Raw genomic sequence first — 26,301 nt, 5'->3', positions numbered from 1 at the left:
GCTTTCGTGTTTATCAACTTAGTTGGATCTCAGTATCAGCTACTCGGATGACATTATGGAAGTTCAAATGACAAAACAAGAAGCACTGGTTTCAGATGCACTTAAACAAATACACTATCTTGATGATCAATGAGGTCTAGTGTTAACGTATGGACTATCTAAGGAAAAGGGTGGTACCATAACATCAAAGGTTTTTATGCTCTCTTCGTTCAGAAATTCATATTTACCCTGCATTATTCCTGATGGTGTATTTAAGTATGTTCCACTTGTATATTTGAATACCTCTCCAGATTTTATTACAGGTTGTTCTCCAATAACACCAAATCCGGCAATTTCATTTATTTTGCCCTTATGATCTATTATTCGCCAATAGCGACTTAATAATTGAATGGTTGATGAGCTTTTATTTTTTATCTTAACATTATACATCCATACGTAACAATTTTCATAAGGAATGGATTGCTCTTCAATGTAAATTGGCAAAACTGTAACTTCAACAGAATTAGTAATAAGTGTGTATTTCATGGTCATCGTAAAGTGTTCATGATAAAAATTTAACACACTTCAATTATACACTTTTTTCATGGATTTTCCAAGCATATTATCGTACTCTAACTAGGAAGTATTAATTTACATGATGAACAAAACAGATCCACTGGATAAAAAAGTGATAGGAATAATAGGAAGTGGGCAATTGGGTAAAATGACTGCTATCGCTGCAATAAAACTTGGGCACAAAACGCATATTTTTGCCAGTGCTAAAAACGATCCAGCTTGTTCTGTTGCTGATGACTTAACAATAGCAGACTTCTGTGATAAGAGAGCACTTGAATCTTTTGCACAGAGTGTGGATTTAGTCACTATTGAGTCTGAAAATATTCCATGTAGTGCAATTGATATTGTGTCGCAGCATACAGATTTTTATCCAGGCAAAAAGGCATTACACATTTCGCAAAATAGGCTGAGAGAGAAAGATTTTATTAGAGATTTAAGCATAAAAACTGCTGATTACAAAAGTATACAAAATTATAATCAGCTACTAGAAAGTAGTGAAACTTTTAGCTATCCAGTGAGGCTAAAAACAACAGAAATGGGTTATGATGGAAAAGGACAATATGTGATTGAAAATGATTCTGAACTGAAGCAATTTGCTTCCTTCGATTGGAATAAAGAGTACATTCTTGAAGCAAGTGTTGATTTACTGAAAGAGGTTTCAATAGTCGTTGCAAGAGATAAAAACGGTAAAGTAGCTTTTTTTCCCATAGCAGAGAATCACCACGTTGACGGAATACTTAATACTTCAATAGCACCAGCTAAAATAGATAATAAATTAGCCCAAGAGGTACAAAAAACTGCAGAGAAAATAGTAACTGCGCTTGATGTAGTAGGAATTCTAGCTATTGAATTTTTCATCACTCAAAATCATGAATTACTAGTTAATGAACTGGCCCCAAGACCCCACAATTCTTGCCACTGGAGCTTGGATGCATGCAACGTTAGTCAATTCGAGCAGCTAGTTAGGATAATATGCGGGCTATCTATGCAGGAAGTAGTATTACGCTTTCCTTGCATGACAAAAAATATAATAGGTAATGATATATATAATTCTCACAAATATTTGAGCAACGAAAAAGCTAGTTTAACCATATATGGGAAAAAAGAGGTTAGGGACAAGCGTAAAATGGGACATGTCAATATAGATTTAAGTTATTGAGCTATAAATGCTCTTTGATCAAGATCTCCAAGATCTGCACTATATTTAGTGCTGCACCTTTGCGTAGATTATCAGCTACTATCCACATATTGAGTCCATATTTTATGGTACTGTCTTGTCTGATACGCGATACATATACAGCATCCTCCTGTACAGTATCAATCTGAGTCGTATATTCACCGTCTTCACGCCTATCGTACACTAAAATTCCACTATCTTCGGCTTCACTGAGCATTTCACGAGCTTCCTTTTCAGTTATATGCTGATCAAATTCTACATTTACCGCAATAGCGTGTCCAATAAAGACAGGCACTCTTACACAAGTTGTAGTCACTTTTATATTCTCTCCTAAAATTTTTTTTGTTTCCTCTTGCATTTTCCATTCCTCTTCTGTAGAGCCATCTTCCATGAACCCTCCTATATGGGGAATGCAATTAAATGCTATTTGCTTAGGAAATATTTCAGATTTTTTAGCTTCGTTCATGAATATTTTTTTTGTCTGGTTGTAGAGTTCATCCATTGCTGCTTTACCTGCACCAGAAGTTGATTGATAAGTTGAAGCAACGATTCTCTTTATTTTTGCTTTTTGGTGCAATAAATGCAATGCCAACAACATCTGTATTGTAGTACAATTTGGGTTAGATATTATGTTGTGATTCTTATATTCCGTAATTTTATCTTTATTGATCTCTGGAATAACTAGTGGCACGCCTTCTTTCATCCTAAAACGAGAGGTATTATCTACGACAATACATCCAGCTTCAGTTGCAATCGGTACGTATCTCTCGGAAACATGAGACCCAGCACAGAAAATTGCTATATTAATTCCAACAAAATCGTAGTTCTCAAGGTCTAAGACAGTTAATTCTTCATCGCCGAAACTTACCTTTTTTCCCTCTGATTTTTTTGATGCAAATACAATAACAGAATCTATTGAAATTTTTCCTTCGTCTTGAAACTCGGCAAGCGCGCTTAATACCTCACGCCCTACTCTTCCTGTTGCTCCAATAACAGCAATTTTATATCCCATTAGATAAACCTCTGACTTTAAAGCTATATTATATTTTTACTGATAAAATTTACAATTACTTTAATATTTTTCCCTTGCAATTAACCATAATTTAGTTATAATTATAAGATACTAGTAATATTGCATGGTAGAATGAAATGAGTAAAAAACATGATGACACTAAGGTCAAACCTGCAGTATCTGAATTTCAAAAGCCTGAAAAAGTCAATAGATTAGAGATTCAAAATGTTCTTTCGAAAAAAAGCAAGACAGCGATAAATTTTGATGATAAAAAGTATGGTGTGAAAATTTCTAAGATAGACCAGCATCTTTCAAACAAGAAGCAAGAATCTTTTGGATTAAGAGATTTTTTAAGTTCAATACCAATAATGGGAAGATTTTTAGTGAAAATTTTCACGCCTGAAAAAGAAGAGTATAAAAAACTGCAATCGCAAATAGGTCTTTCTAATAAAGCAAAAAATGAGATCTACATAGATAATAAACGCACAGAAGAAGTAGGTAGCAAACTTGAGAATGGTAATATTGAACAAGTAGATAAAGAGAAAAAAAATCTTGGCCCATAAATATTAACCATTTACAGTGTATCTCTCACTACTGAATTTGTTGCACAGAAGTTTTGCAGTACCAAAATAAATAAATGGGTATGCCACTTGCAGTGAACAGGCTCGAAATCAGCAGAGTACCTACAGGGGTTTCTAATATCACCCAACAACAAAAGGTTGTTGCTATGCTACCAATTAAAAGCTTATAACAACTCCTCTCCTGTATAATAACCTTTAGAAAGGCAAAACAGCACGCAAGATAAACGAACAAAAATGAAATTACAGAAAAGTCAATAATCGACGTAATCTGCTGGGCAAAATTGTTGTTTGAAGTGAGAATTAGTAAAATTGCAGTTCCAATTGAACTAACTGTTATTCCCCAAAAAGGAGAGCCATGCTTGTTCCTTTTAGCAAAGAATTTTGGCATTAGTCTATCTTCTGCAAGACCAAAAGCAACTTGTCCACTAGATAAAACCCAAGCGTTTAGACTGCCAACACAAAAAATGAATGCAACTATAGAAACAATTAAATGCCAATTACCAGAAAACATAATTTTTATCGCATCAACATATGGTGCTCTTGAACTTGCTAAATTGTTGCCATTGATCAATCCCATAATTGCAAAATTGTTGATAAAATATATAACAGCAACACAAACTGTGCCAAGCACCACAGCTTTTGGTATAGTTTTAGCTGGATTATCAACTGACCCTGCAGGTGCTGTTGCCAATTCAAGTCCAATAAAACACCATAAAGTAAGGAGTGTAGAGCGGGCAAGAATTTGCGATGTTGTAAGACTTAATATTTCTTCACTTATGATAAAATTATTTCTATCGAAAAAAAACAACGCTGCTACAGGTATTGCAAGCAATACAGCAACCTTCACAACCGTGAGCAGAAACTCAACGTGCCCTGCAGTAGCTATTCCCCTTAAATTTATTAATGTAATGATTGTAAATAACAACAGCTCTAAAAATAAACGTATACTTTTGATATCTTCATGGAAAAATGGTGTAAGATAGCCAACACCCACAACTATTAAAGCTGTTGTACTAACCCATGAGATTACCCAATATGTCCAACCAACAAAGAACGCTGCAGCAGGACCAAAAGTATGTTTCACATAAACGTGAGGACCTCCTGTTTCTGGAAACTTTGCACATAGCGTAGCAAAAACTAGCGCAAGAGACACAGCACCAGCTCCTGATATCATCCAACTTATAAGGCTATAAGCGCCATATGGAGCAAGGCTAATTGGAAGCATAAAAACCCCAGAGCCGATCTGACTACTAATGACTAAAGCAAAAACAGCCCAAAAACCTATTTTATTTGACACAATACCTCTTAATTCTATTAATGTAAGCCAGTAGTATAGCTTAAGAATTTTAGCAAATAAAAAATTTAAGTTAAGTTTTTAGTTTATGATACCAAAGTAGATAAATAAGTGTTCCGCTTAAAGGGAATAGACTTGATATTAACAATGTTTTTATAGAAGTCTCGTATATTATCCAACAGCAAAAAGATACAGCCACACCTCCAATTAAAAATTTGCTGTAGCTTTTGTCTTGTATATTAACTTTGAGAAAAGCAAGGCTACATGCTAAGTAGATAAACAAAAATGACACCACAGAGATATCAATTATTGAAGTTACTTGCTCAGCAAAACTTTTGTTTGACGTTAGGATAAGTAAAACTAACACCCCCAAAGTACTGAGTATTATTCCCCATAATGGAGCATCATGCTTATTTTTTTTGCCAAAAAATTGCGGCATTAACTTGTCTTTTGCAAGGCCTAAGGTGACCTGTCCATCAGCTAAAAACCAAGCATTTAAATTACTTACAGAAACGATAAAGGCAACAACAGAAATAATTAAATGCCAATTACCAGAAAACATAATTTTTATCGCATCAACATATGGTGCTTTTGAACTAGCTAGTTCATTACCACTTATCAATCCCATAATTGAAAGACTATTGATGAAATATATCACAGCAACACAGACTGTTCCAAGCACTATAGCTCTTGGTATTGTCTTAGCTGGATTATTGACGGATCCTGCAGGTGCTGTTGCTGATTCAAGTCCAATAAAACACCATAGAGTAAGGAGTGTAGAACGAGCAAGAGTTTGTGATATTGTAAAGTTTGATACTTCCTCGCTTACAATAAAATTATTTTTATCAAAGAAAAACAACCCTGCGATAGGTATTGCGAGAAGTGCAATAATTTTAACAATGGTCAGCAGAAGCTCAACATGCCCAGCAGTAGTTACTCCCCTTAAGTTTATTAGCATAATAGCTAAAATCAATGTTATTTCTAAAAGCAAACGTATATCTTGTATATCATTATGAAAAAGTGGGGCTAAATAACCGATACTTGCAATTGTCACAGCTGTTGAGCTTACCCACGAGCTTACCCAATATGTCCAGCCAACAAAAAAAGCTGCTGTAGAGCCAAAGGCATGTTTCACATAAATATGAGGACCACCCGTTTCTGGAAATTTTGCGCAGAGTGAAGCAAAAACTAAAGCAAGAGATATAGCACCAAATCCTGATATAACCCAGCTTATGAGGCTATAAGCGCCGTATGGTGCAAGGCTAATTGGGAGCATAAAAATTCCAGAGCCGATTTGGCTACTGATCACCAAGGCGAAAATAGCCAAAAAGCCTATTTTATTTGACACGACAATGTTTAATTTTTATCTGAATATATTAACAATATAGCTGAAGCTCGAAAATTTCAATTGATCTTTTTTGTATAAAAATTTGCATTTTTTTAATTTAAGCATATAATGACGAGTATATTAATAGGTTATTAAGAAGTGGTTTATGAATCCGAGGTTAAAAACATTTTTGGTTGTTTGTGGGTATGTTCTATTAGTTGGTGCTGCTATTGGAGCAATTTTTTTATTTGACTACTTACTTGAGATCTTTATTGATGCGCTTTATGCATTCCTTCTTGCCAAAACTTCAAGTGAGGTGTTAGCTGCTTTTGGAACACTTGCAGTTTTACTTGCCACTTGTGTTTTGTGCTACGGACTGCATAAGCTCTGTTCTATTTTTACAGAAAAGATTACAAGTAGCTATCAATCTTTCAAAAATGAAAATAGTGATGATAACATTTTTTCTGAAGTATATAATGACCCGACAATAGGGTTGAAAGATAAGATTTTATTTTTTTCTATATACTTAATATATTGTATCCAATTACCATTTTTGTATTGTTCATCGAAGATATCAGAGCTTAGCAGAACATTATCAAATAGTAGAGCGTTGGGTCTTAGAATATGTTTAGTGCTTATTAATACTATATTATTGATCCCAGTAGCACTTCTTGAGTTAATAAAGTATCCATTAATAAAGCTCTTCTCGCCTCTGGGTTTAAGTGTAAAGCAAATGAGCTTTTTGTTTAATGTAAGTGATGTAGGTACTGGCAGTCAGAGCGTCCATACTAGTAGTTTTGAGTATAGCATTCTCCAATGCGCTCAAGATTTAAAGCAGAAATTTGGGAATCAATCAAATGTACTCAATAAAGAGTTTGAAGATTACATAAATAATTCAGATGAGTTGACAGGGAATCAAAAAGAACAATTAAAACTTTATCTTAACTTTAATGGTTCCAATGGAGCAACTTATAGAGAATCAAGAACTGAATTAACGCTAACACAAACTGCAAACTTAGTTTTAGCTGCAGCCAAGAATCAAAAGTTAGATGTAGATTTACTAAAATGCATGTTACTCATGCGTTTACAAGAAGGAAGTGGTGCATGTCATCTTGGAATGTTTAATCGTATTATTTATTCGCTTAGTTGCCTTGAAGCAAAAAATAACTTTACAGTTGAGGTAAATGCTCAAGTATACGAAAGAATGCCAAGCATTACGGAAGAGTTTCTCAACCATTATGAAAGCAAAAAGATGAAGATTTTAAAGAATAATTTTAACAATTTCTACTTTGAGAATGGTATGGATCCTGAAGTAAAAGATAGTATGGGTAAGTTGATGGAAGAGGCAAAGCAATTTGTCTTTAATAAGTTGTATGTCGATTACTATAATAGATATGGCCAAGAAGTTGGAAGGGGTCCTATAAAGCAGAAATTGAAAGAACTAATTACAGATGAGGATATCAAGGAAGCAGTAAGTGCTGTAATAGATAATATAGAAATCCCTGAAAAACCATCTACTTATCTTGAAAAGATGAAAGCATTTTTTGCAGGGCATACAAGATTCTCTGCTGCTTAAAGCTCTAAGACTTGTCTAAATTTTGATTGTGAGTTAGGCGTGAAGCTAAAATTGATATTTACAATTAACTCACAGCAACCTAGGTGATGGCAATCTGGCCGCCTTCTAATTTTTCCTTATTGATTTGTAGCAGGTTCTTTGTTATGGTTATGAAAAGAAACTTCAAACCTCATTAGTATACTTTGATAGGTGAGTGTTAAATATGATAATATTGATAACAAATGATGATGGTTTTGACAGTGAAGGAATAAGACTACTTAAAGAAATTGCACACAATTTTGCATCGGAAGTATGGATAGTGGCACCAGATACTGACAGGAGTGGATCTGCAAGATCTCTTGATTACCCAGTGAAACAATCTATTAGAATAAACCAACATAGTGAAAGGGAGTTTAGTGTGTCTGGTACTCCCGCAGATTGTGTTATTATCGCGTTAAATAAAATTATGAATAAGAAACCAGACTTAATATTATCTGGAGTAAATATTGGATCAAATGTCGGAGATGATATTTGTTATTCAGGCACAATTGGTGCTGCAATGGAAGGTGCTGCAAGATCTATACCTTCTATTGCGCTGAGCCAAGTTTATCATGGTAAAATAGACTGGAACAATACAAAGATTTTTGCACCAAAGGTTATTGCCAAGCTAATGAAAGTTGGTTGGCCTAAAGATATAGTGATGAGTATAAATTTTCCTGCTACAGAAAAAGTGAAAGGGGTCGAATTTGCTGAACAAGGTGAATATAACATTGATGGTGATTTAACTTTTACTGAAAACTTGAATGGTTCTTTGAGCTTAAATTGGTCTCGAGAGCACTCAGGCAATGGTAGTATAAATAAAATAAAAGGAGGTTTTATTACTATTACACCAATAAAATTAGATTTTACAGATTATGATATATTAAATGCTATGAAAAATTCTTATGCAGAGGAATTTTCTTCTATAGCTAACACTCCTATTGCTTCTGATTAGATATTTTCTACGATTTTATCGCGAGCAATCATTTTTTCTTCACCCGTGTCCATGTTTTTAATTTTTAAAGTTTTACTGCTTAGCTCTTCATCACCAAAGATTAATACAACTTTTGCATTTGCTTGATTTGCTTTTTTCATTCGGGTTTTTAGAGTTCCACTATGTTCATAAGCTACGTATAAACCATTCCTGCGTAATTCATTTGCAAGTGTTAGAGCATGTTCTCCAGCCTCTCTACCAATTGGAATTAGGTAAATAGGTCGCTCTTCTTTCGGAGAATAATTGATTAACTCCATTATGCGTTCAATACCTCCTGCAAATCCTATCGCTGGAGTGTGTTTTCCACCTACTGAAGATACTAGATTATCGTATCTTCCACCGGCAAAAACTGCCCCTTGTGCACCTAAATCTTCTGTGACAAATTCAAATACTGTGTGACAATAATAGTCTAGACCTCGAACTAATTTGCTATCTACAGTGTAAGGTATGCCAAGAGCTTGCAGTCCATTTAACACCTGGTCAAAGAAATATGAAGATTCTTTTGTATAATAATCACTGATTTTTGGTGCGTCAGAGATTATTTCTTTATCTGTCTTATCCTTAGAGTCTAATATTCTGAGTGGATTTTTAATCAATCTATTTTGACTATCTTCTGATAGGTCATTTTGAAACTTTTTTAAATACGATATCAAAGCTTCTCTATATTTAGTTATTGTTTCACCATCGCCCAAAGAATTAATTTCTAGTTTTACATTCCTATTGATGCCAAATTCAGTTAGTAGGTGCTGAGCAAGTGATATCAATTCAATATCAACTCTTAGATCTTCTATACCAAAAACCTCAAAATTTATCTGATGAAATTGTCTTTGTCGTCCTTTTTGTGGTCTTTCATAGCGGAATGTAGGTCCTGTTGAGAATAATTTTATTGGTGTTTGCAGTTTTTTTTCAATGAGTAACCTAACAATAGCTGCAGTGAACTCAGGACGCAGAGTTATGCTCTTTCCCCCTTTATCAATAAAAGTATACATCTCTTTAGTGATAATATCTGAGCTATCACCTAAAGTCTTTGTAAAGACTTCTGTGTATTCAAATATCGGAGTTTGAACAGTTAAAAAGCCGTATAAACTTGAGATTCTATTTGCTGTTTGCTCTATGTATTTAAATTTATACCATTCATCAAACAGAAGATCTTTCGTTCCTCTAACTGTTTGATTAGTCATAGCATAGTCTCTATACCTGAAACTTCTGGTATGTGATAGCTTAGCATATTCTGCACTCCTTGTTTTAAGGTAATTGCAGCACTTGGGCACCCAGAGCAAGCTCCTTGCAGTTCAACGTAAACTATTCCGTATTTATAGCCACGGAACTTGATATCACCACCATCTTGAGCAACTGCAGGTTTAATATAACTTTCCATCAATTCTTTTATTCTATTTACAATTTCTATATCATTTTCATTAAAGAATTCTTCCTCTAGCATTTTATTATCACTTACTCCTTCTTTATCAAATGCTTTTCCACCAGAAGTAAAGTGATCCATAATTGTAGTTAAAATTTCCACCTTTACTATATCCCAATTCATTCTATCTGATTTTGTTACCGAAATAAAATCATGACCAAAAAATACTCTTACAACATGTTCTATTTGAAAAAGATTTACTGCTAGTTTGGAGTTCTTTATTTCATCTGCATTTGAAAAATCAGCTGTTTCTCCTTCGCTCAGAATTTCAAAACCAGGAAGAAATTTCAGCGTGTTTGGGTTTGGTGTTTCTTCAATCTGGATAAACATGTTATTTACCATGACAATTATAATTGTTACTATTTAATCATAAAATGATAAAAAAATATACATGTCATTCATCTTCTTCCTTTTTTTGATATTCACAATAATCACGTTTGTTTTACCTAGCGTTGTTGTATTTTTTCTCTTTTTGGCAAAGAGAAATAACATAAGTTTTATGATGAACTCTATATTAAGTAAGTTTTTGAACGAATTTAACAGCAGTAAAAGTTACACCAAAAATTACACTGGTGATAATATGTCCAAAGATGAAGCATTAAAAATACTGGGGCTGAATTCCGAGGCAAGCCAAAATGAAATCAATAAGGCATACCAAAATTTAATGAAACTGGTCCATCCAGACAAGGGAGGATCGGAATATTTTGCACAAAAGTTAAACGCAGCACGTGATAGGTTGATGAAGACCTAATTTTAACCATTGTTTTCTCTGTAAATTTTGCTTGTACATATTAAGTTGCATGATATAAAGCCGGAAACATTATTCTTTAGGAGGTATTTGATGAAAAAACTTGAGAGATTGAGAAAGAATTTATTTGCGGCTATAGATGAGCTTAATATTAAGAAAGTTAAAAGATATGTTAAAAAGGCAAGATATATAAATAAAGAAAAAGAGATTATTAATGGTAAAAAAGATGGTATGGCACCTATACATCTTGCTGTTTATAAAGGTAGCTTAGAGATAGTGCGGTTTTTGCTTAAAAATAATGCTAATATTAATGCTGTTAGTGATGGATGTCTTGTTCCTTACTCGTACGTTACTACCATGAGTAGCAAAACAGAAATAAAAGAAATGATATATCATTGTACTAGTAGTACCACTTCCCAAGTAATACAAGGTTTTACAGCTTTACACTTAGCCTTTTTTTATTGTCGATTAGATATCGCGAATCTTCTGCTCAATAATAACATTATTAATGTTAATATTAGAAATGCAAATGGCAAAACGGCATTTGAGGTTATACCAGGTTATGAAAGTTTTTGCAGTGATGGCTGTGACATGAGCAAAATATACTTAGATTTATCAAAATTTCATAAAAATAATTGTACAGAACTATTACTCTCTGCTAGAATAAATACTAAGTTAGAATTAGAAGCTGTTGATACTCCAGATGCAGCAAGTAGTACAGCGAACCCTTTCTCAGCCTCCACCAGGGCAAATACTAAGATAGGATTGGAAGCTGTTGATACTCCAGATCCTGCACCAAGCAGTGCAGTAAAACCTTTTTCTTTTATTAATAGTATATTTAGTTGGGTAACCACTGCCACACTCAATGGCTTATTCAGCAGTGCTCCTACTTTACTTCCTGCACAGCAATCTGTTGATCACTTGGCTGGTAGCCCAATTGGTTCTTCACAAGTTGATTTTAATGCAATAGCTCTACTAGTTGATGTAGTGGTCAAAAAGTTCACAGGGAAAAAGTATTCAAGGCTACTGGACAATCCACCTCTGACAAGACTTTCTATTATAGAAAAAAAACTCGAGACGGCAATTAGTAGTTGTGAAAAACTTTATCAATGTCCTGAAAGTTCATTAAGCAATTTTACGATATCTAAAGGTATGCATCAAAAGTCCCTTTAAATCAGTTAAACTAAGCACTCTAATTCGAGTGCTTAGTTTACAAAACTTATCCCTTATTTCCTTTTCTAAAGCAGATTGCTTCTCATTAAGAGCAAAAAAATTTGAATAATGAAGCTCAGCATATTTTGTACAAAAGTTAACGTGGTAGGTTGCTGAAGACCTAATTTTTAATTATTGAAATTTTTCTATAAATTTCACTTGTATATATCAAATTGTGTGATACAAAATCGGGAACGTTGTCTTTTAGGAGGTATTTGATGAAAGAGATGCAAGGAAAGATAAAAACTGAGAACTTCATAGATGAGTTATTTATTGCCATAAAAGAGCATAGTCTTCTAAAAGCTAACATATGTATCAGAAGTGCAGCGTACATGAACCTAAGAAAGCAGATTTTTATTGGTGAAAAATACGGTATGAAACCTATAAGTTTTGCTGTGAAAGAAAATAGCTTCAAGATATTGAGGTTTTTGGTTAATAACGGCGCCGATGTTAATGCTGCTAGTAGTGAAAGTTTGAGAGTTGCATTGCACGTCGCTGCTGAATATGGCAGAGAAGATGCAGGACAGCTTCTACTTAGTCGTTATGCTCAGATCAATTTGCAAGATATAATGGGTAAGGTGCCTTTGCACTTAGCGTCTTTCCATTGCCAAGTGGCAATGGTGGAACTTCTTATCAAGCATGATGCTAATATTTATATAAGAGATGCGGGTGGTAGAATACCACTAGATGTTGTGGGAGATGATCCAAAATCTATATGTATTAGTAATACAAGGCAAAAAATAATATTTATATTAGAATGCGCTGATAAAGAAGTTAATTGTCAGACATTAGCTTCTAGAGCAAATCCTAAGGTAATAGAAGCGAGTAATCACTCTAGCTATCATAATAGTACAAGTGTGTTAAGCGGCACAGTAAAACCTTCTTCTTTTATTAATAATATACTTAGTTGGGTAACCACTGCCACACTCAGCAGCTTATTCAGCAGTGCTCCTGCTTTACCTTCTGCACAGCAATCTGTTGACCACTTAGATGGTAGCCCAATTGGTTCTTCACAAGTTGATTTTAATGGAACAGCTCTACTAACTGATGTAATGATCAGAAAGTTCACAGGGAAAAAATACTCAAGCCTACTAGAAGATTCACTTCTCACAATAGAAGAAGTTAGAGAAAGAAAGCTTAACACTATAGAAAAAAACTTCGAGACAGCACTTAGTAAGTGTGAAAAACTTTATCAATGTCCTGAAAGTTCATTAAGTAATTTAACGATATCTAAAGGTATGCATCAAAAGTCCCTTTAAATCAGTTAAACTAAGCACTCTAATTCGAGTGCTTAGTTTACAAAACTTATCCCTTATTTCCTTTTCTAAAGCAGATTGCTTCTCATTAAGAGCAAAAAAATTTGAATAATGAAGCTCAGCATATTTTGTACAAAAGTTAACGTGGTAGATTGCTGAAGACCTAATTTTTAATTATTGAAATTTTTCTCTGTAAATTTTGCTTGCACATATTAAGTTGCATGATATAAAGCCGGGAGCATTCTCTTTTAGGAGGTATTTGATGGAAAAACAAAAAATAATTGAGATTTTAGGAAGAAAATTAGTTTCTGCTATAAGCAGAGGTGATTTTCAGAAAGTTAAAGAATGTATTAAAGAGATAGAGTATAAACAAATAAAAAATGAAGTTTTGAATTATGAAAGATACTATATGAAACCTATACATCATGCTACTCTCTTGGGTAATTTAAAGATATTAGAGTTTTTATGTAACAGCGGTGCTGATGTTAATACTACTATTAGTAATCGATATTTGAGTACTCCCTTGCACATTGCTGCTAGACATGACAAACTAGAAATAGCAAAGTTTTTACTTGATCGTGATGCTAACATCAATGCTACAAATTATAAAGGCTTTACACCTTTGTACTTAGCATCTAATGATTGTCATTTAGATATGGTAAAACTCCTACTCTGTAGAGGTGCTGATGCTAGTATTCAAAGTCGTTACGGCAAAACAGCATTAGATGTTGTTGGAAATGCTAGAAAAGATGAATGTAGTAGTAGTGAAATTCAAAAAATAGAATCTGTATTGAGCAGTGCTACTGAAGCTGACTGTGAAGCAAAATTAACTTCTATAAAAGCAGGTATTAAGGTAGGGTTAGACGCTAACAAGGGCACAGATTCGGTAAGTAGTGCAGCGAGTATTCAATTATCCCCTACCAAAGCAATTAAGATAGCATTGGAAGTTAGTAATACCAAAAACTTGGCAAGTAGCACAGTGAACTCTTCCTCCACTCCTACCAGAGCAGATTTTAAAGAAGCTAGCAGCATCACAAGCGGCGCAGTAAAACCTTCTTCTTTTATCAATAGTATATTTAGTTGGGTAACCACTGACACACTCAGCGACTTATTCAGCAGTGCTCCTGCTTTACCTCCTGCACAGCAATCTGTTGACCACTTAGATGGTAGCCCAATTAGTTCTTCACAAGTTGATTGTAATGGAATAATTCTGCTAACTGCCGCAGCAATAAATAAGTTCACAGGAAAAAAATATTCAAGGACACTGGACAATTCACTTCTCACAATAGAAGAAATTAGAGAAAGAAAGCTTAACACTATAGAAAAAAACTTCGAGACAGCACTTAGTAAGTGTAAAAAACTTTATCAATGTCCTGAAAGTTCATTAAGCAATTTTACGATATCTAAAGGTATGCATCAAAAGTCCCTTTAAATCAGTTAAACTAAGCACTCTAATTCGAGTGCTTATTTTCGTATAATCCTCTTTAAGTTTAAGCTCTTATATGTTGGGAATAAGCTGCTACGAAATTTAAGTAAATTAAGGAAACTTATAGCGTTTTGTACAAAAACTAAATGTAGCACGGTATACACAATGAAATAAATAATCTCTTGCGTTGTGGAATTTCTTTAGCTTTACATATAAATTTTACTAGTATATGCATAAATTATGTGATATACAATCAAAAGTTTTACTCTTTAGGAGGGGTTATGGTTACAAAAACAGAAGTTGAAAAATGGAGAGACGGGCTACGTTCTGCAGTAAAGGAACATGATTTTCAAAAAGCTGAGAAGTATATTAGAGAAGGAAAGACACATACTACTAATGTTATTAACTCTAAAGATAGAAATGGTAACTCACCTTTATCGATTGCTGTTAGTAAACAAGATTTAGAAATGATGAGGTTTTTAATTGAGAATGGCGCAGATGTTAATATTGAGGACTTTTTTCGTTTGCCTCCTATATACTATGCTGTTACAAAGGGCACCACAGAAATGATAGAGCTTCTAATCGATAAAGGAGCAAGCATTAGTGGTTATTTTTCATATGCTGATAAAAAACGCACTCTTGTAGGTTGGGTTATAGACAAGAATAGTCCGGAAAAAGTGGAGGTCTTACTTAAACATGGTGCTAGCCCAAACGGCAAATTTGATCTTCTTGCTTATTCACAAAATTCATGCCTACATGCTGCTATTGAAAAAAACTACTCAAGAATAGTTGAGCTTCTTATTGAATATCGTGCTAATGTCAATGTTCAAAACGAACAGGGACAAACACCTATATATTTGGCTATTAGTTCAAAACGTCCAAAAATAATTAAGCTATTATACGATAATGGTGCTGATATTGATAATGTTAAGAATATAAGGAACGAGACACCATCAGATTATGTTAAGTTATTTTATCCAGGTAAAACGATAAAAGAAATTGCTGCAGAGGCAGAGAGTATCAATGTAAATCCAGATCCTGCACCAAGCAGTGCAGTAAGGCCTTCTTCTTTTATTAATAGTGTATTTAGTTGGATGGGAACTTCAACAACTGCTGCACTCAGTAGCTTATTTCAGAGTGCCCCTGCTTTACCTCCCGCACAGCAATCTGTTGCACATTTGACTGGAAGCCCAATTGATTTTTCGCAAGTTGATTTTAATGGAACAGCTCTGCTAGCTGACGTGGTAATCAGAAAGTTTATCGGGAGGAAATATTCAAGACCATTGGATGATTCACTTTTGACATTGGAGCAAATTAGAGAAAGAAAGGTTAGTGCTATAGAAAGGGATATTAAGATGGTAATTAGTGAGTTTGAAAAACTTGATCAATGTCCTCGAAGTTTATTAAGCAATTCAACAATATCTAAAGGTGTATGTCATCAAAAATCCCTCTAAATCAGTTAAAACAAGCACTCAAGTCTTAGTGCTTGTTTTCGTGAAATCTATTATTTAAATTAAACTTTTTATTGTGCGTTGTAGGTAAGTTGTTACAATAAAATGAGTTAAGATGAAAAAACTTTAAGTTATGGAAGATGATAGCAAGAAAGAAATAACAGAAGAAAAAGGTATATTAGGTTGGATAGAGTATAGACTGCCTATATTTTCTTTTCTAAAACATACCGCTTCTTATCAAGTACCAAAAAATTTAAATTATGCTTGGAATTTTGGTTCTTTGGCTGGTATAGCACTAATTTTGCAGATAATAACAGGTATATTTCTTGCCATGCACTACACTCCGCATGTTGATCATGCATTTAATAGTGTGGAGCGTATAATGCGTGACGTAAGTTATGGATGGCTGATACGTTATACTCATGCTGTTGGGGCGTCACTCTTCTTTATGGTGGTCTATGTTCATATCATGCGTGGATTATATTACGGATCTTATAAGAGACCGCGAGAAATGGTGTGGTTTATTGGCATATTTATATTTTTTGCAATGATGGCAACTGCCTTTATGGGGTATGTTCTTCCATGGGGACAAATGAGCTTTTGGGGTGCAACAGTTATAACTAACTTATTTTCAGCCATACCTTTAATTGGCAATAAAATAGTTATATGGTTGTGGGGTGGTTTTTCCGTTGATAACCCAACACTTAATCGTTTTTTTGCCCTTCATTATCTTCTGCCCTTCATTATTATTGCTTTAGCTATGTTGCATGTTGTTGCTCTGCATAGATTTGGCTCTAATAACCCAAGTGGAATAGAAGTAAGGTCAGGTAAGGACACTATTCCTTTTTATCCTTATTATATAGCAAAGGACTGCATAACTTTTGGTTTATTTTTTATAATTTTGTTTGGATTTGTTTTTTATGCCCCTAATTATCTTGGTCATCCTGATAATTATATAGAAGCTGATCCTATGGTAACTCCAGTACACATAGTACCAGAGTGGTATTTCCTACCTTTTTATGCGATGTTGCGCTCAATTCCAAATAAGCTTATTGGTGTACTTACCATGTTTGGATCTATTTTAGTTTGGTTTCTTTTGCCTTGGCTTGATAAATCAAAGGTTAAAAGTGGTGCTTATCGCCCATTATTTAAGAAATTTTTTTGGGTTTTTGCAATAAATTTTGCATTTCTTGCTTGGCTTGGGGGGCAGGAAGTTAAAGAGCCTTATATTACTTTAAGTAGGCTCTCAACTCTTTATTATTTTTCATATTTTGTGATAGTTTTACCTTTACTTAGTAAGTATGAGAAACCAAAAAAATTACCAAAAACAATAAGCGATTCCGTTCCGGAGATGAAGTGATGCTGTTGGTTAAAGTTGCTGTATTTTGTATATTATTTCTCACTAATTCTTTGTCTGCAGAGGAGTTTAAACCTTTACCAAATAAGAAAATCGACTGGAGTTTTGATGGAATTACTGGATCTTTCGATAGAGAGTCAATTCAGCGTGGCTATAAAGTATACAAGGAAGTCTGTGCTGCTTGCCATTCAATGAATAGAATAGCGTTTCGTAATTTGCAAGATGTTGGTTTTTCTGAAGAGGATGTAAAACAAATTGCAGCCTCTTACCAAGTTAAAGATGGTCCGAATGATTTGGGTGAAATGTTTGATAGACCGGGAGTGTCTTCGGATTATTTTATTGCACCTTTTGATACAAAAGAAGCAGCTGCAGCAAGCAACAATGGAGCAATTCCACCGGACTTATCATTAATTGTCAAAGCAAGACATGATGGTGCAAATTATGTCTATTCACTACTAATTGGTTATCAAAACGGTGAACATGATGAGAACGGTTTATATTTTAATCCATATTTTTCAACAGGCAGGTTAGCTATGGCACCACCACTCTCTGAAGGAATGGTAGAATATGATGGTACAAGGCAAGCCACAGTTGAAAATATGGCATATGATGTGGTAAATTTCTTACAATGGGCAGCAGAGCCAGAACTGGAGCGCCGACATAAACTTGGGCTAAAAATAGTGACATATTTTATAACTTTGACGGTATTTTTTGTTCTCACTAACAATAGAGTTTGGAGCCAACTCTATAAAAAAGGAAAATAGAACTTCATTTACGCTCGTTTTTATACCTTACTCATAATATCATGTGTATTATGTAATGATAAATATATTATGAAAGTATAGGGATTATGGCATTTCAAATAGTTACAAATTTTCAGCCAGCTGGGGATCAACCACAAGCAATAGATAGTTTAGTTGAAGGACTAAATAACAAAAAAAGAGATCAGGTTTTACTTGGAGTAACTGGCTCTGGAAAAACTTTTACTATGGCAAATGTTATTGCAAGAACAAACAGGCCTGCGTTAATTATGGCGCATAATAAAACTTTAGCGGCACAGCTTTACGAGGAGATGAGAGGATTTTTCCCCCACAATGCTGTTGGATACTTCATTTCTTATTATGATTATTATCAGCCTGAGGCTTATTCGCCACAAACAGACACTTATATTGAAAAAGACTCTTTAATAAATGAAAGAATTGATATGCTACGCTATTCTGCTATATGCTCTCTTTTGGAGCGTAGGGACACGATTGTAGTTGCGAGTGTTTCTTGTATATACGGTCTTGGTTCGCCTGAGAGCTATCTCAGCATGACCTTGACTTTAAGTGCTGGAGATAAGATTCATGTTAATGACTTTCTGAATAATTTAGTTAATCTCCAATATAAACGTTCTGATGTCAGATTTGAGCGAGGATATTTCAGAGTGCGCGGCGATATTATTGATATATTTCCTGCCTATTATGAAAATAAAGCTTGGCGTTTATCATTGTTTGGTGATGAAATAGAGGAAATTTCTGAGATTGATGCCATGAACGGCAATATTATCAGACGCATAGATACAGTCACCATTTTTCCAAATAGCTATTACACTACATCACGTGAGACTCTTTTGCAAGCAGTTCAATTGATTAAAAAAGAACTACATGAACGCCTGGATTATTACTATTCACAGAACAAAATTGTTGAAGCAAAACGCCTTGAGCAGCGTACTAATTTTGATATTGAAATGATGATGGCAACGGGAGTGTGTAAAGGTATTGAAAATTATTCGCGTTATCTTTACGGAATGAAAGCTGGAGATCCACCGCCTACATTGTTTGAGTATTTACCTAAAGATGTAATTTTATTTGTTGATGAAAGCCATGTAACCGTTCCCCAGATAGGTGCAATGTATAGCGGTAATGAAGCACGTAAAAAGAAATTGATAGATTATGGTTTTAGGCTACCTTCTGCTTTTGATAACCGTCCATTAAAATTGGAAGAGTGGGAGGCAATACGGCCACAGACTATTTACGTTTCGGCTACTCCAGGAAAATATGAATTAGAAAAGACTAATCACGCATTTATAGAGCAAGTTATCCGCCCAACAGGACTGACAGATCCCATCTGCATCATAAAACCAACAGGGAGTCAGGTTGATGATGTGATTCATGAGGCACAAGTGACGATAAAAAAAGGGTTTTGTATTCTAATTACCACATTGACAAAAAAAATGGCTGAAAAACTAGCTGAGCATATGAGTGAGCTCAGTATGAAAGTAACTTACCTACATTCAGATATTGGTGCACTGGAAAGAATTGAAATTATATGCAAATTAAGATCTAAAGAAATAGATGTTCTTGTTGGCGTTAACTTGTTGCGGGAAGGTCTTGATATTCCCGAGTGTGGATTAGTTGCAATTTTAGATGCTGACAAAGAAGGGTTTTTACGATCAGAGACTTCGCTCATTCAAACGATAGGTCGTGCTGCACGAAATGTTGAGGGCAGAGTAATTTTATATGCAGACAAAATTACTAATTCTATGGATCGTGCACTGAAAGAAACTGAAAGGAGAAGAAAGAAACAGACAGAGCATAATACACTGCATAATATTGTACCAAAAACTATAATAAAGCCTATATCAAATACTTTACAGGAAAAAGTGGTAGTTGAGAATTTTAGTCAGGATGATCTAAATAGTCTGAAAAAGCAAATGTTGAAGCATGCTGAAAATTTAGAGTTTGAAGAGGCGGCAAAAATAAAAGGTATTATTGAAAGATTTAATAATAGGCCCGTTGCATAACTAGAAAAAAGATAAATAATTAATAGTTAAACTGACTTTGATTTACCAACAATTGAAAGAACATCATTCGAGTGGCAGAAAAATGAGCCAGTTCATGATAATTTCAAATTTTCACCTTTTATCTTATAGGTAATGATTGTTGAACTTATTTCTTTCTCGAGATTATGTACAAACTCTAACAAATTAAATCTCACAACAAATTTGTTGTTTCATAGCTTTTATATCATACTATAATTGCAATTGTTTTAACAATAATCAGAGCCTAAAAGAGGTTTATTATCAATGGACTATTTATAAAAAATCTTATGGAAAATAAAGCTTGGTTCATTTGGCTCATCAGTAACTTGATTGTTGTATTCAGCAATATGCAGATAATCTACACCTTTATAAGCGTGAATCTTGAAAAAGAACTTGAGCTCACAATCGCGCAAGTTGCACTAGCTAATTCAGCATATACTTGGACTTTTGCTATCTCACAATTTTTTAGTGGGGCAATGTTTAATGTTTTTTCCAGCAAAAAAATTTATTTTTTCTCATTGTCAATCATGCTCTTTGGTTTTTTTGTCCTTATCAAGAGTGACAATTTTGCCCATTTAATTTTATCTCAATTTTTGATCGCAATTGGAGCATCGTTTGGTTTTATTGGCGCTGCTCATGTAAGTAGCACATATTTTCCCCTTACTCAATTTGGACTGATGTTCTCACTAGTGCAGACAATTTCAAGTCTTTCTGCTTTGATGATTCAAATGTGCTTCTCTAGCTTGCTTGCCGAAGGTGCAGATTGGAAAAATCTTATTGTATGCGTAATATTATTTGGCGTATCGATATTTGTACTTATGTTTTTTTATCCGAAAGGACTTTCAAAAAAAAATTTGGGGGAGTACACAATAAAGAGCTCTATAAAAACAGTAATATGTTCTGTACTAACAGTGCTAAAATTAAGAGATATCTGGATAACCTCAATAGTGGGTGCTATTACTTTTGGAACATTTTTAGCGCTTAATATGCTGTGGGCACCAAGGTTACTAAGCAACTTAGAACTCAATACAATGGAGTTAGGTGTGGCAACTGCAATATTGTGGCTTGGTCTTGCAGTTGGTGCTCCAATTGCAGATCTAATCTCAAATCTATTTAAAAATAGAAGGCACGTAATCTCTGCTTTTGCCACATTGCAAAGTATTTCAGCTATTATTTTACTGTGCGGCAATTTAACAGTTCATATTATATACTTTTGTATGTTAATGTTTGGTTTTTTTGCAGGAGGACATATGCTTAATTTTACTGTTGGTAGTGAGGTTGTTGAGCAGAAGTATATTAGCACATCATCATCCATTATCAATGGATTTATGTTTGTTATGAGTGGAATTTTAGTGTCAATTTTAGCACTTTTTTCAGATCATCAAATGGCGCTTTTCACAATATTTGCAATGTTAACATTTGCTAGTATTTTTAATTATGCTACAAAAGAAACATACTATAAAAATAAAGTAGCTGAATCTTGAGTCGATTGTTATATTATATTAACATACTGTAATAAATTATGACAACAAAAGACACAACAGTAACTAAGGCAACAATAGCTGAATGTATAAATCAGGAAATTGGATTATCGAAAGAAGACTCTATTGCAATAATAGATGATATATTGGATGAGATAAAAACGAGCTTAGCAAAGGATGGAATAGTAAAAATATCTTCATTTGGAACATTTTTGGTTAAAAACAAGAAAGAAAGACCAGGAAATATACCAAAGACATCGGAAAGGGTAGTAATTCAAGCGAGAAAATCAATTTCTTTTAGACCTTCAAAAATGATGAAGAAATTAATAAACAACCGATGAATAAGGAAAAATTATTTTACACAATTGGAGAAGTAGCTGAAGAACTACATTTGGAGCAGCATGTTTTAAGATTCTGGGAAAGTCAATTCCATCAAATTAAACCCATAAAACGGAAGGGAAGAAGACTATATGATCATAAGTGTATAGAGGCAATAAAGAAAATAAAATATATGCTATATGACAAAGGATATACAATAAAAGGAGTACAAAAGGAATTTGGTAACGATGTAAGAATTGATCATTATTCAAGAAATTTGTTGCAAGAACTTACCGATTTAAGAGACTATTTGACTGATAAAATAAATGAAGAAAGTAATAAATAGACGAAAAACACTATAAAGTTTTGTGAAAGTTGATATATCTAGAGATAAGTGTATGTGTCGTATAGCATTGTTCTTTATATTATCAGCAATACTGATAAGCTGTGGCCTGCAAAAACCTGCACCTGTACTACTTAAAGGCGAAGAATTTTATGGAAAAAGAGACCTAGAGTACACAAGGGAGTATCATTTGATTAAAGAAAATGTTGATTCTTCGCTGCGAAAAGAAAGTAGAAAAGCCTTTGTAGATAAGGTATATAACAATAATGCACAAAGCATGTGTAAATTTGTAATACCGGTTAAAGGTGCAGTTACCTCTTCTGATAAAATATGTCAAGATGGCATAAAAATTACTGCTCAAAGTGGAACAAAGGTTATTGCTTCTGCACCTGGCAAAGTAATATACGTAGGCAAAGGCCTGAGGTGGTACGGAAATTTAATTATAGTGGAACATAAAGATAATTACATGACTATGTACTCCTATTTAAAAAACATACAAGTTGAAATTGGTGATAAAGTAAAACAAGGTCAAGTAATTGGATCTGCAGGTAAATCAAGCACACAAGATAAAGATCCGCAGATGTGTTTCACAATAAGGCATAATGGTCAAGCAGTCGATCCTTTAGTACATATAAACTGTGATTGAATTTATGAAATATGATTTTAAAAACGTTGAAAAATTCTACCAAAATAAGTGGGATTTTTCTGTAAGCAAAGATAGTAAAAAGAAGAAATGTTACGTGTTGGAAATGTTTCCATATCCATCTGGTAAGATTCATATGGGGCACCTGCGTAACTATGCAATAGGAGATGTTATAGCACGTTACAAGAGAGCTCATGGATTTGAGGTTTTGCACCCAATTGGCTGGGATGCGTTTGGATTACCAGCTGAAAATGCAGCAAGGGACAATAATATTAACCCTGCAGCGTGGACAAAAGAGAATATAGACAATATGCGTGCACAGCTAAAATCTATAGGTCTTTCCTACAATTGGAATCACGAGCTTTCCACATGTGAGCCTGATTATTACAAACACGAACAGAAATTTTTTCTGGATTTTTTAAAGCATGGTCTTGCCTATCGAAAAGAGTCGTGGGTTAATTGGGATCCAGTGGACCAAACAGTGCTTGCAAATGAGCAAGTGGTTGATGGAAAAGGATGGCGATCAGGTGCAGTTGTTGAAAAACGTAAGTTATTCCAATGGTTTTTAAAGATTACTGATTTTGCTGAAGATTTGCTTCATTGTCTGCAAAGTTTAAAAAATTGGCCAGAAAAAGTCAAAACTATGCAAGAGCGCTGGATAGGAAAATCTGAAGGGGCAACTATAGATTTTGAAATAGTTGGCCTGAATAAGAAATTGAAGATTTTTACAACTTCTCCTCATACTTTATTTGGAGCTTCTTTTCTTGCAGTAGGAGCAGAGCACCCTATTGTACAAGACCTTAAGGACAAAGAAATAAGAGACTTTATTGGTAATATGAAGGCAAAGGGGGAGAATGATGAAAAAATTGGAATTTACACTGGACTGAACGTCAGGCACCCATTTCTCGACAAGGAATTACCAATTTATATAGCGAATTTTGTGTTGATGGAGTATGGAGAAGGTGCGATTTTTAGTTGCCCTGCACATGATCAGCGTGATTTTGAATTTGCACAGAAGTATGGTTTACCGATTATTCCTGTAGTTTGTGAAGAGACCACAGAGATCTTAAAAGAACCGTACTTCGGTGATGGAGTGATGTTCAATTCTGAATTCTTAAACGGACTAATGATTAATGAGGCAAAAAAAGTAATCATAAAAAAACTTGAAGAAAAAGGAATAGGTAAGAAAACAATAAACTATCGTCTACACGATTGGGGAATTTCAAGGCAACGTTATTGGGGATGTCCTATACCTATTATACATTGTAAAGATTGTGGAATTGTTCCAGTTCCAGAAAAAGACCTCCCTGTTGTTCTACCAACGGATGTAGAATTTACAAGTGGTGGTAATCCCCTGGATAAGCACCCAACCTGGAAATTTGTTGATTGTCCAAAGTGCGGAAAGCAAGCAGAGCGTGAAACTGATACATTCGACACCTTTTTTGAGTCTTCCTGGTATTTTGCTTCATTTTGCAGTGAAAATAAATCGATTAATAAAGATACTTGTAATCGTTTTATGCCTGTTGATTATTACATAGGTGGAATAGAACATGCAATTCTACATTTGCTTTACTCAAGGTTTTTCTGCCATGCTTTAACTAAATGTGGCTATTTTGACGTTAAAGAGCCTTTCTCTACTTTAATCACTCAAGGAATGGTCTGCCATATAACTTATAAAGATGAGAATGGCAAATGGCTCTTTCCCGAAGAAGCAAAAGAGTTGATTGCGAAGGGTGCTAAGATCCAAGTTGGAAAAGTCGAAAAGATGAGTAAGTCAAAGAAAAATACAGTTGACCCAAACTTTATCATAGAAAAATACGGTGCTGATACTGCTCGTTTGTTTGTATTATCCGATATCCCCCCAGAAAAAGATATGGAATGGTCTGATGATGGCGTGGAAGGTTGTTTTCGCTACATAAATAAATTGTGGCGTATGGTAGTGCAACTTAGGCCCGTAAACATACACTATGATAATGAAAACATTGTAGGTAAACTCCTAGAGTACAGAAAAAAAATCCATAAACTATTGCAAGGGCTTACAGATGACTTGGAAAACTGCAGATTAAACTGTATGGTAGCAAAGTTTCGTGAAATGACAAATTTAATAGCTGAAATAGACGTAAAAACTGGAAAATCTCTTATTGATGAAGGTATATGCATACTAATCAGAGTAATTGAGCCATTCATGCCACACCTGGCTGAAAATTTATGGCAAAAAATAGGAGGCGAAGGCATGCTATATATGCAACCTTGGCCAAAAGCTGATGAATCACTGCTAATTGATAATATGGTGACTGTAGCAGTGCAGATCAATGGAAAGTTACGTGCGACCATTGAAGTGGCAACTGATTTACCTCAAGAAAAATTGAAGAAAATAGCAACAGATTCTGTATCTAACAAAATCGATCAAAGCAAAATTCGCACTATATATGCTGTACCAAATAAGGTAGTAAACATAGTTATATAAAAATTTTGAGTAGCATGTCCCTAATTTCGTAGGTATACTTTTTTTGATATGAGGTTATATCTTTTTTAATATAAAGGATATATACTTGTGCATTATATATTTTTTTGTATGGGTAGTTATATGAAAATAAAAGGATTGTGTGTTTTAGCTGTGTTGCTCACTTCATCTCTAGCAGGTGCAGCTAGTAATAAAGCAGCTAGTAATAGTGCAAAAGAGCAGTACTACGCAGGTTTAAACTTTGGTGGTGGATGGGGTACTGGATTAAAAATAAAACCTGGCTTAGTTTTTGGTTATAATTATGATAAAAGCTCTAAGTTTGAACTTGAGATTCTCACTGACGTAAGTGATATGTTTGGAGGTAAGGATGCAGAAGGAAAGGACAAAGACAAGAAAATGGGAGCTAGTTTATTAGCAAATTACCGTTATTATCCTGACGTTGACATTGATCCTGTGAAACTATATGTCAGTGGAGGTTTAGGTGGATATCTCCAAGTAATACCTTTTGGCTCTGGTAAATCTGAAGGAAGCTCTAATGCAGCTGAAGCTCAAGATAACACACTAGATAAAGTACTAGGTGCTATTTCCTACAAACTGAAGGTTGGTGTTGATTATGAAGTTGCTCCACAGATAGTTGGTACAGCTGCTTTAACCGTAGGTGGGCAACTGAGTGGTGTAAAAGCAATGACAGTACCGGATATGATGCTGGAAGTAGGAGTACGCTATAATTTTTAATGCTGGATAACATTGAATACATGTTTAATGTTTAGGTGTAACCACAAGCGATGCTCAAAACTTGCTGCTAGCATGTTTGAACACTTATTCCAGTCTGTTTTAAGGAAGTA

General features: G+C 34.4%; 24 protein-coding genes. 18 read left to right on the top strand and 6 right to left on the bottom strand.

The window, feature by feature from the left end; all coding sequences use genetic code 11:
* Nucleotides 1-126 precede the first annotated feature (126 nt).
* Complete coding sequence (apaG, locus tag ABWU33_RS00740; RefSeq protein ID WP_211907489.1) at nt 127-531, bottom strand: Co2+/Mg2+ efflux protein ApaG; 405 nt, start codon at nt 529-531, stop codon at nt 127-129.
* Nucleotides 532-637: 106 nt separating this feature from the next.
* Between apaG and ABWU33_RS00735 the strand changes: the two genes are divergently transcribed.
* Nucleotides 638-1,714: a 5-(carboxyamino)imidazole ribonucleotide synthase gene (locus ABWU33_RS00735; RefSeq protein ID WP_211908734.1), complete on the top strand. Its 1,077-nt coding sequence runs from the start codon at nt 638-640 to the stop codon at nt 1,712-1,714.
* Nucleotide 1,715: 1 nt separating this feature from the next.
* Here the strand turns inward: ABWU33_RS00735 and ABWU33_RS00730 are convergent, their stop codons facing one another.
* Complete coding sequence (locus ABWU33_RS00730; RefSeq protein WP_211907490.1) at nt 1,716-2,744, bottom strand: aspartate-semialdehyde dehydrogenase; 1,029 nt, start codon at nt 2,742-2,744, stop codon at nt 1,716-1,718.
* Between the two features lie 137 nt (nt 2,745-2,881).
* Here ABWU33_RS00730 and ABWU33_RS00725 point away from each other — a divergent pair, with 137 nt between their 5' ends.
* A complete protein-coding gene (locus ABWU33_RS00725; protein WP_353280830.1) occupies nt 2,882-3,307 on the top strand; it encodes a hypothetical protein in 426 nt (141 codons plus the stop codon).
* Nucleotides 3,308-3,335: 28 nt separating this feature from the next.
* Here ABWU33_RS00725 and ABWU33_RS00720 read toward each other — a convergent pair whose 3' ends face one another.
* Both ABWU33_RS00720 and ABWU33_RS00715 read right to left on the bottom strand, forming a co-directional pair.
* On the bottom strand, nt 3,336-4,622 hold the full coding sequence (locus ABWU33_RS00720; protein ID WP_211907492.1) for an APC family permease: 1,287 nt from the start codon (nt 4,620-4,622) through the stop codon (nt 3,336-3,338).
* A 70-nt stretch (nt 4,623-4,692) separates the two neighbouring features.
* Entirely contained in the window at nt 4,693-5,967 is a 1,275-nt protein-coding gene (locus ABWU33_RS00715) for an APC family permease (RefSeq protein ID WP_353280828.1), read from the bottom strand.
* Between the two features lie 145 nt (nt 5,968-6,112).
* On the opposite strand from ABWU33_RS00715, the gene ABWU33_RS00710 reads away from it, so the two are divergent.
* Nucleotides 6,113-7,522: a hypothetical protein gene (locus ABWU33_RS00710; protein WP_353280826.1), complete on the top strand. Its 1,410-nt coding sequence runs from the start codon at nt 6,113-6,115 to the stop codon at nt 7,520-7,522.
* A 202-nt stretch (nt 7,523-7,724) separates the two neighbouring features.
* The gene (gene surE, locus ABWU33_RS00705; protein WP_250120102.1) at nt 7,725-8,495 is read left to right on the top strand and encodes a 5'/3'-nucleotidase SurE; all 771 of its coding nucleotides are present in this window, start codon (nt 7,725-7,727) and stop codon (nt 8,493-8,495) included.
* On the opposite strand, the gene hisS is transcribed toward surE, so the two are convergent.
* Nucleotides 8,492-9,715 carry a histidine--tRNA ligase gene (gene hisS / locus ABWU33_RS00700; protein WP_211907496.1) on the bottom strand — a complete coding sequence of 408 codons (1,224 nt, stop codon included), beginning with the start codon at nt 9,713-9,715 and terminating at the stop codon, nt 8,492-8,494. The two genes, surE and hisS, sit on opposite strands and share 4 nt — an antisense overlap.
* Nucleotides 9,712-10,284, bottom strand: coding sequence for a NifU family protein (locus tag ABWU33_RS00695; RefSeq protein ID WP_211907497.1), 573 nt, complete (start codon nt 10,282-10,284; stop codon nt 9,712-9,714). Before ABWU33_RS00695 ends, hisS begins: the two co-directional genes overlap by 4 nt.
* 142 nt (nt 10,285-10,426) lie before the next feature.
* On the opposite strand from ABWU33_RS00695, the gene ABWU33_RS00690 reads away from it, so the two are divergent.
* The 14 genes from ABWU33_RS00690 (at nt 10,427) to ABWU33_RS00625 (ending at nt 26,191) form a co-directional block, all read left to right on the top strand.
* Nucleotides 10,427-10,705 carry a J domain-containing protein gene (locus tag ABWU33_RS00690; protein WP_353280823.1) on the top strand — a complete coding sequence of 93 codons (279 nt, stop codon included), beginning with the start codon at nt 10,427-10,429 and terminating at the stop codon, nt 10,703-10,705.
* 90 nt (nt 10,706-10,795) lie between these two features.
* On the top strand, nt 10,796-11,875 hold the full coding sequence (locus ABWU33_RS00685; RefSeq protein WP_353280821.1) for an ankyrin repeat domain-containing protein: 1,080 nt from the start codon (nt 10,796-10,798) through the stop codon (nt 11,873-11,875).
* A gap of 257 nt (nt 11,876-12,132) precedes the next feature.
* The gene (locus tag ABWU33_RS00680) at nt 12,133-13,173 is read left to right on the top strand and encodes an ankyrin repeat domain-containing protein (protein ID WP_353280820.1); all 1,041 of its coding nucleotides are present in this window, start codon (nt 12,133-12,135) and stop codon (nt 13,171-13,173) included.
* 259 nt (nt 13,174-13,432) lie between these two features.
* Nucleotides 13,433-14,602, top strand: a complete 1,170-nt coding sequence (locus ABWU33_RS00675) for an ankyrin repeat domain-containing protein (protein ID WP_353280818.1) — start codon at nt 13,433-13,435, stop codon at nt 14,600-14,602.
* Between the two features lie 275 nt (nt 14,603-14,877).
* Nucleotides 14,878-16,050, top strand: a complete 1,173-nt coding sequence (locus tag ABWU33_RS00670; protein ID WP_353280817.1) for an ankyrin repeat domain-containing protein — start codon at nt 14,878-14,880, stop codon at nt 16,048-16,050.
* A 130-nt stretch (nt 16,051-16,180) separates the two neighbouring features.
* Entirely contained in the window at nt 16,181-17,407 is a 1,227-nt protein-coding gene (locus tag ABWU33_RS00665) for a cytochrome b (RefSeq protein ID WP_211907500.1), read from the top strand.
* Entirely contained in the window at nt 17,407-18,168 is a 762-nt protein-coding gene (locus ABWU33_RS00660) for a cytochrome c1 (RefSeq protein ID WP_211907501.1), read from the top strand. Before ABWU33_RS00665 ends, ABWU33_RS00660 begins: the two co-directional genes overlap by 1 nt.
* Nucleotides 18,169-18,254: 86 nt before the next feature.
* Nucleotides 18,255-20,189, top strand: coding sequence for an excinuclease ABC subunit UvrB (gene uvrB / locus ABWU33_RS00655; protein WP_211907502.1), 1,935 nt, complete (start codon nt 18,255-18,257; stop codon nt 20,187-20,189).
* Between the two features lie 305 nt (nt 20,190-20,494).
* Nucleotides 20,495-21,691, top strand: coding sequence for an MFS transporter (locus ABWU33_RS00650; RefSeq protein ID WP_250126895.1), 1,197 nt, complete (start codon nt 20,495-20,497; stop codon nt 21,689-21,691).
* Nucleotides 21,692-21,729: 38 nt separating this feature from the next.
* Complete coding sequence (locus ABWU33_RS00645; protein ID WP_211907504.1) at nt 21,730-22,029, top strand: integration host factor subunit alpha; 300 nt, start codon at nt 21,730-21,732, stop codon at nt 22,027-22,029.
* Nucleotides 22,026-22,352 carry a MerR family transcriptional regulator gene (locus ABWU33_RS00640; protein WP_010402982.1) on the top strand — a complete coding sequence of 109 codons (327 nt, stop codon included), beginning with the start codon at nt 22,026-22,028 and terminating at the stop codon, nt 22,350-22,352. The genes ABWU33_RS00645 and ABWU33_RS00640 overlap by 4 nt, the downstream gene beginning before the upstream one ends.
* A gap of 52 nt (nt 22,353-22,404) precedes the next feature.
* Nucleotides 22,405-22,995, top strand: a complete 591-nt coding sequence (locus ABWU33_RS00635; protein ID WP_007302156.1) for a murein hydrolase activator EnvC family protein — start codon at nt 22,405-22,407, stop codon at nt 22,993-22,995.
* Nucleotides 22,996-22,999: 4 nt separating this feature from the next.
* Nucleotides 23,000-25,459 (top strand): leucine--tRNA ligase, encoded by a 2,460-nt coding sequence (leuS, locus tag ABWU33_RS00630; RefSeq protein ID WP_353280815.1) that lies wholly within the window; start codon nt 23,000-23,002, stop codon nt 25,457-25,459.
* 120 nt (nt 25,460-25,579) lie between these two features.
* The gene (locus tag ABWU33_RS00625) at nt 25,580-26,191 is read left to right on the top strand and encodes an outer membrane beta-barrel protein (RefSeq protein WP_211907506.1); all 612 of its coding nucleotides are present in this window, start codon (nt 25,580-25,582) and stop codon (nt 26,189-26,191) included.
* Nucleotides 26,192-26,301: the final 110 nt, after the last annotated feature.

This window comes from Wolbachia endosymbiont (group B) of Cyclophora punctaria, assembly GCF_964028235.1.
In the GTDB taxonomy this organism is placed as follows: Bacteria; Pseudomonadota; Alphaproteobacteria; order Rickettsiales; family Anaplasmataceae; genus Wolbachia.
The sequence above is the reverse complement of the archived record's forward strand: the minus strand, read 5'-3'. Positions and strand labels throughout refer to the sequence as shown.

Bases quoted from the DNA above. Each gene is read 5' to 3' on its own strand.
- apaG (WP_211907489.1), bottom strand. From the start codon at position 531: ATGACCATGAAATACACACTTATTACTAATTCTGTTGAAGTTACAGTT.
- ABWU33_RS00735 (WP_211908734.1), top strand. From the start codon at position 638: ATGAACAAAACAGATCCACTGGATAAAAAAGTGATAGGAATAATAGGA.
- ABWU33_RS00730 (WP_211907490.1), bottom strand. From the start codon at position 2,744: ATGGGATATAAAATTGCTGTTATTGGAGCAACAGGAAGAGTAGGGCGT.
- ABWU33_RS00725 (WP_353280830.1), top strand. From the start codon at position 2,882: ATGAGTAAAAAACATGATGACACTAAGGTCAAACCTGCAGTATCTGAA.
- ABWU33_RS00710 (WP_353280826.1), top strand. From the start codon at position 6,113: ATGAATCCGAGGTTAAAAACATTTTTGGTTGTTTGTGGGTATGTTCTA.
- surE (WP_250120102.1), top strand. From the start codon at position 7,725: ATGATAATATTGATAACAAATGATGATGGTTTTGACAGTGAAGGAATA.
- hisS (WP_211907496.1), bottom strand. From the start codon at position 9,715: ATGACTAATCAAACAGTTAGAGGAACGAAAGATCTTCTGTTTGATGAA.
- ABWU33_RS00695 (WP_211907497.1), bottom strand. From the start codon at position 10,284: ATGTTTATCCAGATTGAAGAAACACCAAACCCAAACACGCTGAAATTT.
- ABWU33_RS00685 (WP_353280821.1), top strand. From the start codon at position 10,796: ATGAAAAAACTTGAGAGATTGAGAAAGAATTTATTTGCGGCTATAGAT.
- ABWU33_RS00680 (WP_353280820.1), top strand. From the start codon at position 12,133: ATGAAAGAGATGCAAGGAAAGATAAAAACTGAGAACTTCATAGATGAG.
- ABWU33_RS00675 (WP_353280818.1), top strand. From the start codon at position 13,433: ATGGAAAAACAAAAAATAATTGAGATTTTAGGAAGAAAATTAGTTTCT.
- ABWU33_RS00670 (WP_353280817.1), top strand. From the start codon at position 14,878: ATGGTTACAAAAACAGAAGTTGAAAAATGGAGAGACGGGCTACGTTCT.
- ABWU33_RS00665 (WP_211907500.1), top strand. From the start codon at position 16,181: ATGGAAGATGATAGCAAGAAAGAAATAACAGAAGAAAAAGGTATATTA.
- ABWU33_RS00660 (WP_211907501.1), top strand. From the start codon at position 17,407: ATGCTGTTGGTTAAAGTTGCTGTATTTTGTATATTATTTCTCACTAAT.
- uvrB (WP_211907502.1), top strand. From the start codon at position 18,255: ATGGCATTTCAAATAGTTACAAATTTTCAGCCAGCTGGGGATCAACCA.
- ABWU33_RS00650 (WP_250126895.1), top strand. From the start codon at position 20,495: ATGGAAAATAAAGCTTGGTTCATTTGGCTCATCAGTAACTTGATTGTT.
- ABWU33_RS00645 (WP_211907504.1), top strand. From the start codon at position 21,730: ATGACAACAAAAGACACAACAGTAACTAAGGCAACAATAGCTGAATGT.
- ABWU33_RS00640 (WP_010402982.1), top strand. From the start codon at position 22,026: ATGAATAAGGAAAAATTATTTTACACAATTGGAGAAGTAGCTGAAGAA.
- ABWU33_RS00635 (WP_007302156.1), top strand. From the start codon at position 22,405: ATGTGTCGTATAGCATTGTTCTTTATATTATCAGCAATACTGATAAGC.
- leuS (WP_353280815.1), top strand. From the start codon at position 23,000: ATGAAATATGATTTTAAAAACGTTGAAAAATTCTACCAAAATAAGTGG.
- ABWU33_RS00625 (WP_211907506.1), top strand. From the start codon at position 25,580: ATGAAAATAAAAGGATTGTGTGTTTTAGCTGTGTTGCTCACTTCATCT.